Origin of the sequence: Paenibacillus agricola, assembly GCF_011440305.1 — a bacterium.
GTDB classification, from domain to species: Bacteria; Bacillota; Bacilli; order Paenibacillales; family NBRC-103111; genus Paenibacillus_S; species Paenibacillus_S agricola.
Genome location: NZ_JAAOIW010000018.1, coordinates 52,744 through 66,467, shown reverse-complemented (window position 1 = coordinate 66,467; position 13,724 = coordinate 52,744). Strand labels below are relative to the sequence as shown.

General features: G+C 46.9%; 11 protein-coding genes. All 11 read right to left on the bottom strand.

The genetic code is table 11. From position 1 onward, the window contains the following. Positions 1-124: 124 nt before the first annotated feature. The 11 genes from G9U52_RS31750 to G9U52_RS31700 all read right to left on the bottom strand — a co-directional run bounded on the left by G9U52_RS31750 (position 125) and on the right by G9U52_RS31700 (position 13,718). Positions 125-1,087 carry a helix-turn-helix transcriptional regulator gene (locus G9U52_RS31750; RefSeq protein ID WP_166155238.1) on the bottom strand — a complete coding sequence of 321 codons (963 nt, stop codon included), beginning with the start codon at positions 1,085-1,087 and terminating at the stop codon, positions 125-127. Positions 1,088-1,165: 78 nt separating this feature from the next. Then, the gene (locus tag G9U52_RS31745; protein ID WP_166155236.1) at positions 1,166-2,416 is read right to left on the bottom strand and encodes a vWA domain-containing protein; all 1,251 of its coding nucleotides are present in this window, start codon (positions 2,414-2,416) and stop codon (positions 1,166-1,168) included. 100 nt (positions 2,417-2,516) lie between these two features. After that, on the bottom strand, positions 2,517-3,008 hold the full coding sequence (locus G9U52_RS31740) for a hypothetical protein (protein WP_166155234.1): 492 nt from the start codon (positions 3,006-3,008) through the stop codon (positions 2,517-2,519). Between the two features lie 296 nt (positions 3,009-3,304). Further along, the gene (locus tag G9U52_RS31735) at positions 3,305-4,075 is read right to left on the bottom strand and encodes a M20/M25/M40 family metallo-hydrolase (protein ID WP_166155232.1); all 771 of its coding nucleotides are present in this window, start codon (positions 4,073-4,075) and stop codon (positions 3,305-3,307) included. Positions 4,076-4,179: 104 nt separating this feature from the next. Beyond that, positions 4,180-5,190 (bottom strand): hypothetical protein, encoded by a 1,011-nt coding sequence (locus tag G9U52_RS31730; RefSeq protein ID WP_166155230.1) that lies wholly within the window; start codon positions 5,188-5,190, stop codon positions 4,180-4,182. A gap of 127 nt (positions 5,191-5,317) precedes the next feature. After that, on the bottom strand, positions 5,318-5,530 hold the full coding sequence (locus G9U52_RS31725; RefSeq protein ID WP_166155228.1) for a hypothetical protein: 213 nt from the start codon (positions 5,528-5,530) through the stop codon (positions 5,318-5,320). A 497-nt stretch (positions 5,531-6,027) separates the two neighbouring features. Continuing rightward, positions 6,028-8,223, bottom strand: coding sequence for a dynamin family protein (locus G9U52_RS31720; protein ID WP_166155226.1), 2,196 nt, complete (start codon positions 8,221-8,223; stop codon positions 6,028-6,030). Beyond that, the gene (locus tag G9U52_RS31715; RefSeq protein WP_166155224.1) at positions 8,220-9,404 is read right to left on the bottom strand and encodes a hypothetical protein; all 1,185 of its coding nucleotides are present in this window, start codon (positions 9,402-9,404) and stop codon (positions 8,220-8,222) included. The genes G9U52_RS31720 and G9U52_RS31715 overlap by 4 nt, the downstream gene beginning before the upstream one ends. A 6-nt stretch (positions 9,405-9,410) precedes the next feature. Further along, positions 9,411-9,872, bottom strand: a complete 462-nt coding sequence (locus G9U52_RS31710) for an SMI1/KNR4 family protein (protein ID WP_207953340.1) — start codon at positions 9,870-9,872, stop codon at positions 9,411-9,413. A gap of 35 nt (positions 9,873-9,907) precedes the next feature. Beyond that, positions 9,908-10,480, bottom strand: coding sequence for an HNH endonuclease (locus tag G9U52_RS31705; protein ID WP_166155220.1), 573 nt, complete (start codon positions 10,478-10,480; stop codon positions 9,908-9,910). Then, positions 10,464-13,718, bottom strand: a complete 3,255-nt coding sequence (locus G9U52_RS31700; RefSeq protein ID WP_166155218.1) for an ATP-binding protein — start codon at positions 13,716-13,718, stop codon at positions 10,464-10,466. Before G9U52_RS31700 ends, G9U52_RS31705 begins: the two co-directional genes overlap by 17 nt. Between the last annotated feature and the right edge of the window lie 6 nt (positions 13,719-13,724).

Below are 13,724 nucleotides of genomic sequence, written 5' to 3'. Positions count from 1 at the left end.
GTATTTGGCCAATTCTTGATAATGAACTCAGAGCTCATCCCTCCATTCAACATTTCAAGCCTCGATTCTCAGTCTGCAGTGTTCAAGCCCAGTCCACAAGCCTCCAAGCATCAGTCTTCAAGCCTCAGTCCTGGTACAGCAGCTTCCATCGTTCTAACTTGGCACGCATGACTTCCCTGTAAGATGGGGGTTCCAAAATCTCCGCGTCCGGGCCATACTGGCTCAACCAATTAAGAAATTCCCGGTCATGGTTGAGCGTTACTTCAAAGAGCAGGCTGCCATCCTTTTGAGTGGTCATTTTCGGCTTCGTAAACAGCTCTTCTTCCTTGACATACCGTGCTACATCCGGGTGAAAACGGACTTTGAAGCGAATATTCTGTTGGCCCCGCTCGATGGACCACGTGTCTTTCATGTAAGTTTTTAGATTAAAATCACTCTTATCAAAGGCTTGGTCCAGCAGCTGGACATCACGAAAACGGCTAATGCGGAATGTTCGAATGTCTTGGGCGTTATGGCAGAATCCAATGATATAGAACCGGTTATCCCTAGGAATTAAATAGTATGGGTCAATGTCTCTTTGCGACTGCTCATTGCGTCCCTGCGAATAATAGACCGTGCGGATCGTATGCTGCGATATAATCGCTTGGATGATGTCATACAAAGACGTTTGGCCATCCTTCCGATTAGCCGGAGTTCCAAGCTGAATGACGTCGGCAACATCTTGAACGATATCTCTCCTCTTGGATTTCTCCTTGTGATGGGCTCCCATCACTTTCTCATAGGCCGAGTCGAATCCCTCGGAAATAAGCGGCTTGATCGGTTCCAGTGCAGAGGGAAGCAGAGAAAATGCTAAAGCCTCTTGCTCCGTCCAATCCAGGGGAAACATGGAAAAGTTACTGATAAAGGCATAGCCCTTCCCATGTCCAAAATTAGAAATGGGAATATTCATCGCATGCAGTGCGTCCAGGTCTCGATAAATGGTACGATCGGTAGTTTCGCAGCGTTCTGCTAATTCCCTGGCTAGAATACCAGGTTTCGATTGGATCAGGTTAATGATTCGCATTAAACGAATCAAACGTTCAGGCATAGTTGGCTCGCTCCTTAGGGTAAATGCTCGAATTATGTCATAACTAGTTATTTCGACCTATACCTAGGAGAGTCCTGCTTACTTTTTTCTTTTCATCTGGCGATACTTTTGCTCATGAAGTGATTTCCTCATATTGCTGGAGTAGGAGAATTGTTCCAAGTGGCTGTAGAGCATTTGAGCCTCTTCGCGAAGCTCTGCCGAATCTGACATCACAGCGTAAGCCAACATAGAATCTGCTTGCTGGTGCAGCAGCTTTTTACCGGTTTCCTCATCCCCATTATCGAAGGCATAAATGGCGTTTTCTATGGCTATTGCCGATTCAGTGATTTTGATTTGTTGTTCCACATGAGGAATGGTGGGAAGATTAATTAAATCGATATCGTTAGTAAATTCAGCTTTAACAGCATATTGCACGGTGCAGAGCCTTGCTCCCTCCGTCCCAGTCACGTCAACGTAGTCCCACTGGACTTGGAGCATTTCATGTTTTCCAGAAGTGTGTGGGTAGGATGAAATTTCAATGAGGATCGATTTAGTCTCTTGATCGAAAACATCTCCCAAAGAGAGCTTCAGTCCTTCACCTCTGTCTTCTGCTTTGTACCCGTAGATATGCATGATTTGTGTGGTTTCTGAAGGCTTTATCGTCAGCCGCACATTCTGGGCAACTACAGTTAATAAACCGTTTAATTCCTTGACGAAGATGTCAGGTATGCTTTCCGACTTTTCAATGAAGTAAAAATTACCTCCCCCATCATCAGCAATACCCTCCATCAATTCCTCATCGAATCCGTCCCCAACACCCATGGTTGTAATGCTCATCCCCATGCCTTGAAACTCTCTAGCGATGGACTGCAGCTTGGCACGATCCGTAATCCCTTCATTGGCATGGCCATCAGATAAAAGGATCACACGGTTAATGCTCCCATCCTTTTTACCTTGCACAACGTATTGAATTCCTTGAAGCAGCCCTCCGCTCAAATTCGTAGAGCCGCCGGATCGAATGGTTTCAATTTGCTGTTTCATTATATCTTTGTGAGACACACTTTGCGGAGCAAAAACAGTCCTAACCTCATCATCGAAAGCAACCAAGCTTAGTTGATCTTGCTGGCCCATTTGTTCGGTGACGAATTGACAGGCTTTTTTACTGTAAGCAAGCGGTGCTCCGCTCATGGAGCCGCTGCGGTCGAGTACCAATGATACGTTCATCGGGGCTCTTTCCATATTCGTAGCAGCGTTACCTTTCAATTCTAGAAGCAGATACGCCCGTTCTACGCCTCCAGTTGGCCAATACTCTTTGTTCCAGGTATACGTTGTTTGAATGGGTGAAATCATATGCAGCATCCTTTCTGGTAAAGCGTCTGATAAGAATGTACCATAGGGTTTGGGCAGTAGGATGTCAGGGAATGGGCGTTCGTATCTGTGAACCCGACCCTCATCCCGTAACCTTCTCCTTCATCCACATTTTCAACACCTCATAATCCCGTGATAAAAGCACGGCTTGCTCCTTCATGCTTCGATGTTTAAAGCACTTCCGTTTGTAATTACTCAGCTCCTCTGCATGCATGTCCAGATAAGTACCAATCCTCATTGCATCCTCCTGAACGAGTTTCAGGTTCCATCTCTCAGGGGAGGTTCTCTTTGCCGTCAAGATATGCTCACTTGTCCCCTTTTCTTCAACCACCCAGCGATAATGAAGCTTCAATTCCCCCAGCACCTTACAGCTCACAATCTCAAACCAAGCCGCATTCCAAGCGCCCGCGAACCAAATCTTCGGTGCATTTCGACCATGCCCGTCGCAGCTCATTTCTGTAAGAATACCCGCTTTGCTAAGCATTTTGACCAAGTAAGCAACACCTGCATCCAACGTAAGCGTATCAAGCTTGTATCCATGCCTCCGCTTCACGAAGGTTTTCCAGGATCTCATATGCGTCGGACACCGGGATTCCTGATTATAGGTCTGTACGAGGCTTCGATTTGAAGTGCATCGAGCAACCTCTTTACAAGGTATAGCTCCCCCTTTCCTGACCCTGGCTGCAAGATCAACTGATTTCCCAGGTACCGGAAGGAAAACCCTCTGCGTCTAAGTGCATCTGCCAAAAGCTCCATGTTTCTCATCTGTTCTACTGCGTTCCTCATTATTTGTTCCATACGATCCGCTCCTTTGAGATTTTTCTGATAGATGTGTATGCATGCTCTTGTTCATATCGTATTATGGCATCCTCACCTTACAGGCGTTGTAACCTGCCCCCAACTCAGAATCCCCTCCGTGATGAGATTCGCGGTATCGATTACAGACTGCCAATGCAGCTCCTCCCAATCCGTATGCTCATGCTGGTAGCCACACGATACATTAATACTCGGAACTCCGTGCTCGGCATAAGTCATCGCGTCGCTGGTACCACCCTGACAGCTTTTCCAATCAGACTGTCCGATGCGCTCACCCATTCGCTCCCAATACGCCCCCACCTCATCCGAGCAAAACGTCATATACGTGCAGGAAGTCACAATGTCGCGCCGATTCCGGCGGTCCGCTACGATAGCCATATCCACATCTGTCAACCACTCGGCAGCAATTTCATTCGAGCCGATGCGCCCTCTCTCTTCATCCCGAGTAAAAGCAACTTTGAGCGTACCGTTAAAGGAGAGACGGCCCATCCTCTCTATCACCTCAAGAAGTATAGCAATCCCAGCCCGATCATCCGCCCCAAGGATACCTTCCGAGCTGCGCAGGATATCATCCTCCTCCCACACAACTCGTCGCCCAGGCACAAAAGAAACTACCGTATCCATATGAGCGGATAGCAGCAGTACCGGTCCATGACTCGTGGCTCCAAAATACTTCTGCCCTAAAACATTCCCAAAGTGGTCGTGTTCTACAGTAAAGTCGAGCTCGGTTAAACGTTGAGTCACATAGGCTGCTACTTTGTCCTCATATCCGCTTACTCCTTGAATATTCAGCAATTCCAATAAAGTCTTTTTCAATTGTTTCATATGTAATTCCCCCTCGATTTAAGATACTTTTATTGTAGGACACGAGGGTTACAACACCTGTAAGGTAAAAAGAAAAGAAGCGCCGCTACCGGCGCTTCTAAACATTACATCATATATTTGGGGTCATTTTCATTACAGATTAGAATCGGGTTCGGATGATTGATACGGTACCCATTATCCGCGACAATACTCTGCTCGTCCAAGCCATATAGGAATAGAAGGCTCTTTAATTCATTCATGTACCGGCTAACTTGACTGATGTTTAGCTTATCGGTGATTTCTCTTTGAGGGACAGGTTTATGTCTTTCGAAAAGAATCTCCAAAATCTGCATCCTTCGGGGAGAGAAATTTTTCAGCTTCCCTTTGATAAAAACCCGCTGCACATCATGGTCGGTACAATCGAAAATAAAGGCTGTTTCATCCTCCTTCAATTCCCGGTATTCCTGTTCACTAATAGAGGATCTGCCTGTCGGCGTCAAGCACATATATGGCTTGGACTCCTCCTTGAGAATTCCCTGCTCCAGCTTCATCACATAATCGATATCATAATCGTCGGGATTGCCAAGCTCCTCGTACATACGTATTGCCTTTCTAGCCAGCTCCGCACTATATGCTGCATACGCTAAAGCCGTTTGGGCCTGTGCCTTCATGCTTTGAGATTCGTCCAACTTTTCCTTAGGATGCGGTAGCCGTCCGAAAATGCGCGGGTCGTGCTTAATCAAAGCTTTCTCAAAGCTCCGAATGGCCGAATAATATCTTTTATTATAAAAATGAATAAACCCCAAGCGATAATGGGCTATCGGCAAGGCACGGGGTCTAGCTAATTGAATCAAGTCCTCAAAAAACATCTGCGCTTGCTCATAATTGACCTTGCGGCGTTTGATATCCCAGCCAATATCTAGAACTAACTTTGTGATCGAATCCTTGTAGGAATCCTTATGCGGCTCCAGTTCCCCTAATCGTAAATACAAATAAAACAGCCTTTCCTTGAGCTCGTAAGAAGCCCGCTCGCCGTTTTCGTACTCGTCCTGTAAGCAATGCTTCAGTTCTTCAAGGTGAGCAATGTCGTGTATTTCTTTAAAAGGGCTGTTTCTGGCTGCTCGAAATTCAAACATCAGTATGGTTCTCCCCTTCTGGTGTTTTAACCTGGTTTCAGAATGTCCATACTCAACCACACTCTTACGAGTATGGGAGTCAAGTTAGACGTGAAAGCCTAATGCTTACCACGCCAAGCTGAGCTTATCACTTGTTTTTTTGTCTCATTTTACAAATTTGTCTATAGACTGCATATTCTTTGGTTTTTCCATTCATACGTTTTCCACGCTCTAACAGAGCCCATGTCTCAGTTGACATATTGCGGAAAATGAAGCTATTTGACTCGCTCTCGGGGTATTTCATAATTTCATTCTCTAGAGCCTTTAATTCTGGTGATCCTTCCCATTGTGCGTTTCTCATAATATCATCACACCCTTCTTTTAATAGAAATCAAAACTCTCGATGCCGAACTCATGGATTTTCTGTTCGATTACTACTGCTTTTCGGATTATATATACAAATGCTGCTTATTGCCACACCCTCAATCAGGGTGCTTTTGCCGTAGGGGTGAATGCCTTATCCACTACGGGGAACACATCAAAGCCCTCTTAGCGATAAAATAAGAACCAAAGGCGATAACAGCCTCCAGTTCTATTCTCTTAGAATATTAGGTTAATGCACCATTTTTCTAGTTCGGTGTGCTGCGGCGCAATCTCTAGAGCTCCAACCCATTCAATAAATCCCGCAGCTCAACAATCTCTTCCTTCGACAGGCGCAAGCGACTGCTCCTTGCCCATTGGTATTCTCCTGATAAAAATCCACTGCGTATCGTTTATTAAACATGGATCCGATGGTTATGGGTGACGGATTAATGCCCATACGGCAGACACTCTCACTTTCTTTTTGTATAAAACAGGTCAAACAGGCATGGAGGCAAAATGATCTTTACAAGTTTTAAAGAATTCGGCATGCAGTTTAAGCACTTCCTCATCTTCATTCTCCAGAAGATTCTTAATCTCCATGACTTTTTCACCGTATTCATTTTGGAAAACCGCGGATAGATGGACAATCCCATCCCTGGTTTTTGACCAATAGCTGTCGATCTGTTCCTCATACTTTGAACAAACGTTCTGTTTATCCAACTTATTTCTCAGTTCTTTGGCCAGACGGGTTTGCCAACTGTCACCGAAGATCACTCTCGCAACAAGAAAAATGCCCAAAGCAATCCCTATCCCCAGCGTAATGGGTCCGCCGATAGCGGCTACTGCTGAAGCCGCCGCAGCTGTGCCTCCTACCGAGATGCCGGCTGCGGAGAGCAGGCCAACGCCTTGCGATACAAGGATGTAGCCGCCCAAATTACCCAGAGTTGACGCCAAAATGCCAAGTCCTCCGAGAACGCCCAGTCCAGCTAGCCCGCCGGCGAGCATTCCCTGCATATCGAAAGGAATATAGGCATCGTCCATTTCTCTTTTGTTGATTCCCTGAAGTGATTCTTCCACATTCTTTATATAGCGTGTTGCGTCCTTCTGGAACGATTCCGTGCTCGTTTGGAGAATTTCCTGCAACCTGGCATGGTACAAATCCATGACGTTAGTCGGTAGTAGTTTGGGCGCATTCTTTTTATCATAGCCTTTTAGACTGATCATTTGTTCGATGTCTTTTACAGTGACGAATTCGCGCTCCCACTCGAGGAACAGCTTCATATCCTGTTTGCGCAAGGTTTCGATACTGTCCAACAGCTGGTCGCGCTCGGATCGGATATGTTTAAAGACGCTGTCTTTCTCGCCCAACATAGAGAAATACGTTTGCTTCAATTGATTTTGATTGTTCAGCACCTCCTCATATTTCGACATTTCGTTTGTAAAAAAATAAAGTAACCGTTCCTTGAATTGCGACAAGGCTTGATTGGCCCGTTTCTGTTTGTAGTCAGGTAGAAGCTCCTCGAGCAGTCTCTTGAGTTCATGCTCAAAGCCGGCTCGCAATGCGACGTTGTCGGTTTCGTAAGAGAAGAACCGATCTTTCAAATGCTCTGTGAAACGTTGTTTATTCATGCCGAAGGTCGTTTTTATCAAACGGTCGGATAGCTGATTGGCGATGGCGGTGTAGCCTCTGTCAAAAATGATGGGAAGTTGGGATTCACCGACAATTCGAGCCTGCGATGCAACAATAAACAAATTCGATAACATAGGCGCATCGCTTGCTGCGCTGATGGCCGGCAGTTGCTGAATCATGGTCTTAGCAAAAATGAGATCCTCTTCTTTATTAAAAAAAGCATTCGACTGACAAAGGAAGATTATGGCATCGGACAGATCCCTTGCTCGCTGCGCCAGAACGGTATCTTTATGGGTGTCCGTGCCAAAGCCGGGCAAATCCGCCAAATCGCAGGCAGTCAGTATGGGAGCATCCAAAAATAAGATAGCCGTATCAACCTCCTGATGGAGACCCTCTTTGTTACGATTCGTGTAGTTCTTAAGTAGGTTCAAGTCCCCACTTATGATCAAATGCTTTTGGCTGTACGTTTTAGTTTTGTGCTTATGAATGTTGTATCCCGTCTTAGGACTTTCCGCGCGAAAAACCCAAACATCGTCTGTCCCCATCCAGGAAGGTTTGTCGCTGTGGTGCTTCAAATATACGGCGGCAGAGGTCGTAGGTGTCCATTGAGACAGCAATATGTCCTGACCGAGCAAAGAGTTGATTAGCGTACTTTTCCCTGAATCGGAGGGCCCAACCAGCGATATGACTGGCTTGGCGCATTCCGCATTCACCGCCTCGTACTGCTCGATAATGGCTTTGAAATCCTTTGGGGGCAGTTGAAGCTTCATATCGTTGAGCCTCTCACGTAAATAGCCGTCCATGTTCTTTTTCCGAGTTCGTATATCATTGTAAACGTCCCTTACCTTGAACGCTTGGGGCTTTTGACTCGCCTCCTGGAATATGTCTTGAAGGCTCAGCTTATAAACATGACTAATTCGTCCGATGAGCTCCATATCAATAAGGCTAGGGTTTTGCTCCAGCGTAATTATTTTTCCAACATCCAGTTGTAACCCCTCTGCGAATTGCTCAACCGTTAAACCGAGACGTGCTTCCCGGAGTCCGCGTAAATCGATAATCATCCTAATGCCTCCAATTTCGTTTGAATGATGGCTTTCGCATGTTGGAGAGCATGTTGCCTAGCTTTCAATCTCTCAAGGCGGAGATTCAATGCGGCATGACTCTGCTCCGCCTCGTTGCTCTTCCTTCGTTGTTCCTGGACGCGTTCTTGCTGAAACAGCTCTTCATTTATGGCTATGTACTCTTCTGTTTTTCGAAGACCGATGTTGACAGAATTAATCGCATGCTTTAAAGCTGAAGATACGTCTTGCTTCCACTGACTACCGTCAGTACCTTTCAGCATGTCCATAGCGCTGCCATTCCCGGAGAACGCGCCGTTGATCCATATTTGCGTGTTGCCTCCTTTTCCTACTCTCCGCTCTCCCCCAAACGATTCAAGAGCTTCAAATAGGAGCAGAATTGCCGGTTTCGCATCGAGAGCCACAAACCGTTCAATATCCAGGTACAAATCGTAAAATGAGGCAGTCATACAAACCTGTATGGTTTCCGCGGGAAAATTTGCATTTATGGTAATGCAATCCAGCTTCGCATGCAGGTTTTGTTGTTCGTTTTCCCACTCTCTCTTTATAGATTCAAACCGTTCCAACTTTTCCTGAATATCCGCTTGATTAGCCTTCAGTTCAACTGTCAGCCCGGGCGGTTCGTGCCGACTTAATAGGTCGGCACGTTTTTTTATTACGGCTTCCAATTCTTCATCCATGGCTGCCATAGCTTGCCGGCATCCGGAATCCCATGGCTTCAGGAGGCTCTCTGGCGTCTTCGACTTGGCAACCGCCTTAAGTATGTCAGTAAGCTCCGTCCCGATGCCTTCTTCCCGCACAAATTCCTCTTGCTGAAGCAAATGGAACATCGCCGAGGCCGCATTTGCAAGTTCATCCCGTCGCTCCAGCATCGGATCAAAGGGGCCGTGGATCAGCTTGATTATGATCTCGGGGTAATGATTACCCGTTTCGTTTACCGCATCCGCAAGCATTCGATAGTGCGTAGGCGAACCAAAAAACGCGATATCTATGACATGTTCATTCCACTCCCGAATAAGCAATGGAACCAACTCACCGACCCAGCGATCCATTGGCTCCTTATTGTATTTCGCCAATTTGTTGTTAGCCTTCAAACATTCACCATTTACTTTGAAATAGGTATGCTGTCCAATAGGATGATAATTAATAATAACATTCAACAAGGGTGGTCATCCTTCCTTTCCAGCTATGCGGTTCATCAACTCAGAGAATGTGCTGGCTACCAGAATGACGGCGTGATCTGGGGCCATAGCCGCCTTGTCATGGTCCCAAAACAACACCTTCGGTTCTTCACTAGCGCCATCCCGAAAATCGAAACAAAGATAATTGCCGAAAGCGTCATCTGCAAAAGGTACAAGTCCGGGAGCCAGCCGATCACTGATCCATCCCCATACCTCTATTACATTCCCTTTCACATAGGGTTCCAGCGGAAGCAAGCTGCGAACAGCTTTTTCCTCACCATTTTCTGTCCTAAATTCATTAGGTTCAGGACGAGCCCCATGAAATAGAAGGACACAATCTTTGTAAGATTGCGGAAATGAAACACCCAGTTGCATTTCAACCCGCTGGATTACCGTCTCATTTATCGCTTGCTTAATATATTTCCACTTCAGCCCGTCGTCCATAGCCATCACCTTTGCCTTATTATTTATTGTTCGGTGCGTTTTCAGCGGTTGTCCGATCCACCGCCCCATAGAAAACGTCCGCCGGTATGACGGGTTTTCGCATGAGTTTCGGTATCTACCAACTGCATCAAGCCGGGTGTTTCGTTATGGTGCCAAGTATATCCGTCTGGTGTGTCGCCGTTACGTATTTGCTCCAACTGCTCCGTCGTAAATTGCTCAGCAAACTTCGGATCTCCATCAATCCGCTCACACAGGATCTTATTGCATATGCCCTCCTGCGCGCTATCCGAAATCAAGTATTCACGTTCGTCGAGCTGAATGTCTGCGGTACTGTCAAACTCCGGAAAAACGCCGATCACTTTCTCGCCGTCCGGCAGTTCCACAACATGTTCCTTATAAGGAACGCCGGTTTCATCATGAATGGTGCCCGCCAGTTGCTCATTAATCGTTTTAACACGGCGGATTGGCTCTAGCGGTTCATCGGCTTGTTCCAATGATGTGACATATTTGGCTTCATATTGTTTGGCAAACTCCGGGATTTCGGAATGCTCATTGTGATTACCCTCGATATTTTCCATTAAATTTGATTGCAGAAATTTATTGATTGCTTCCATATTCTTCTCTCCCCAATGCCAAACGTGTTTGCTCCGTCCATGCCTGGTACAGCTTTTCATAGATCGGATTTTCAGTGCATCGGCTACGAATTAGACACTGAATCGTTGCCAGTTCATAGTGTATACTGCCCAGCTGGTCAGCCGTCAGCCGCAACTCGCGCAAGGCCTTATCCGTCCATGAAGCATAATCCTCATACTCTCCCAGAAACGACAATAACCGCCCTCCGTTCAGTAATTCATCGACGAGTGATGACAGCTCTGGATAACGACCTGGTTCCCACAAGGATAAACGGCTGGTACTAGCGTAATCCACAAGTGCATCCCTGACCGCCTTTTGCAAATCCTCACTCAAATCGATTCGACTTAGAAGCCACTTATCCAATTGCTCCGTCCCATTAATCGAAAGTTTCTCTCCATGAACTCGACCATGTATAAGTAGGCGTATGAGTAAGGACAACATTTTTCGGTCTTCATCCAATGGTTGCATTACTGACAATTCCTGTCGGTACTCAGTTCCAGAATCGCTACTGTACTCATGCACCCTGCATAGAACGGGCTCAAGCCAATCGTTTTGGAAAACGACGGCGATGCCAGTGGGCAACTTGGCTATTTCAGCAGTCTGCTCCGGTGACAGGCTCGCTGCGCCTCCTAATTCTTCCCGGTCTCCGCTGGCCGGTAAACGCATAATGATCTTTGTGTTCGTGTTCCTGATGACGGACTCGTCTAGCAGAAGCGGTGCCTGGTCAACAATGATGAAGCCTTCACCATAGGTTCGCATTTCAGCAATGGCATTGGATAGCATCTCCACTGCCTTTCCCTGAATACCAACGCCTTCCTGTTGGGAAGCTGTCCTTCTTAGCAGGTGATGCGCTTCCTCCAGAACGGTAACGTGAATAAGCTCGCGGTTTGCTGTATTTCCCGAGCACATCCGGTATTCATGAAGCCGCAAAAATAAGATTCCAGATACCAGCGCCCTCGTTTCTGATGAACCGATCCGGCTGAGATCTACAATGCAGTTCTGTTCGAACAGTTCCGTATCCGGTGTTTCCGCGCCCGAGAAAATCATTCCAGTCAATCCGGTGGCTAGCGAGCGAACTCGCGTAAGGAGAGCACCCGCATAATTGCTTTTGACTTCCTCCGAATAAGCGGATCTTCCAATGACCTCCGGCAACACTTGGAGAATATCCTTGAAGGCTGGAAATACTGGAATGTCCAAGCGACTTCTGGATTGCTGAAGATCCCAGCCAGCCCGCTCATACGCGTATTCTATTGCTTCTCGCAATACCGCCGGCATAGCTGCATACATGGGCCAGCAAGCGTTGAAGACCTCGATGAGGCGATCAATGTGTTCCAATACATGGATTGCCTCATGGAACGAAAAGGGGTTCAACTTCAATAACGGCGTATGACGGACGTTAGTGCCGAATACGTTAGCGTCATTTCCAAAAACTTGCTTGTATTCCCCTTTGGCTGGTTCGATGACCAGGAACGGAATTCCCATCTTTTGTAGCCCGGAAATCATCGTATATACTGTATTCGATTTACCTGACCCGGTAGCACCTGTTACAAAAGTATGCATTCGCAAGCTAGGTAGATCCAACTTCACCTCTGTCTCATCCGTCCGATCCATGTGGACGATCCGCCCGAGGCTAAGGCTTGCATTTCCCGTCTTGCCCGTGCTGTGACGATTCACGCTGCGTCCGAAGGCAACCGCGTGGGTAACCGGCAGCCCCTGTAGCGATTTCCGCGGCAAATTAAACGGAATGGCCAACTCGCGCCCACTGATGAGCGACCCCGGTGTCACGAGTGTGGCGGGTGAATCGGAACCTCCCGGAAGGACGAACAATGGATGAGACAACCTGTTTAAGTAGGGGATCAATTTCCCCCTCTCTTCATGGTCCGCACCCCATATGTTAATATACGACGATTCTATAGAAGAGCGCTCACCGCGAATCATGGCTTGAAGGGTACCTGCACATAGGGAAGCCGTCTGCACGTCGGATGATAGGACATAAGCGGACCAGTTCCACATCCCATAATCCTCGGAGCACTTGAGTCGATCCAATTGGCAATCGATGTTTTCCATAATATTCAGAACCGTTTTGTTTTGAAAGGTAAGCTGCAGTGTGTTGGAGGTTCCATTACTCTGGCCCCTCTGTTTCGACTCAGTCAATGTTTCCGTGTTGCTGGTTCCAATTGTTTCAGTGGCACCTTCAGTTTTATTTTCGTTCATCGAGACAGTGCTGGAGGTTGATGAGCCTTTGGTTTGGCTCCCCGCCAAAGATGTGATGGTTCCTCCAATAGCACCTCCTATCGAGCTCCCGATTAGAGTACCCACCACCGGAACCACGGATCCAAGGGCAGCTCCAATTCCTGCGCCCAACACGGGGGCTACACCAGCCCAACTTCTTGTTGTAGATTTGTTCTGCGATACGCTCTCTGAATCAGAATGGCCATAAGAGTAGCTCTGCGTGCTGGAAATGCTTTCGTTCACACCCTGCGTAAATCCTGTGCTTAAGCCTTCTGTGACGGAATGGCTTTCATTAGCCGAAAAACTGAATTGGCTTTGGGAAAGGGGGCTTAATTGACTGTAGAGCGTTTCATAACCGAATTTGACCTGCTGAATGGCTTCATGATCTACAGGGTCGGCAATCATGACGACGGTGTAAGATTCGCCATGCATGGTCTCTATCAAATTTTCCAACCCACGTACCAGGGCTTTGGCATCATTTCGCTTTTCGGCTGGAACGCCTGATACTACTGAAATCGTCTTGGGCACACCACGATATTCCTGTTTGAACATGCCAGCGAGTAATTCTTTTATATGATCCGCATACTGCAACTTCAGTCTAGTTCCGGGGAAATTCCCCTCCAAATTTTTTTTTAATGCTTCGTTCACCTGGGAACGGCTGCTTTCGGGGGACATCTTGGTTCCAAGATACAACTCGGTTTTCCTGCCGTCGCTAATGATCAGCGTCACAATACCGCATCCTAGACTGCCAAGAGACTGGTACACGTTCATCAATTTATCCGATGTACTCTCACTGGGGTCGAAAACCAGCTTTTCTATCTTGTACAGACGAAAATGCTCGGCATTCAAACGTTCATATTCCGCTGGAATCGGCAGGACAGATAACCTTGCAAGGTCATGTAGATAGGCTTTGTCAATAAATTGACGAATACGTATAACATTATCATTCAACTCTTGTTCGGGACTTGGTGCAGGATGATAAGTCATAGGATC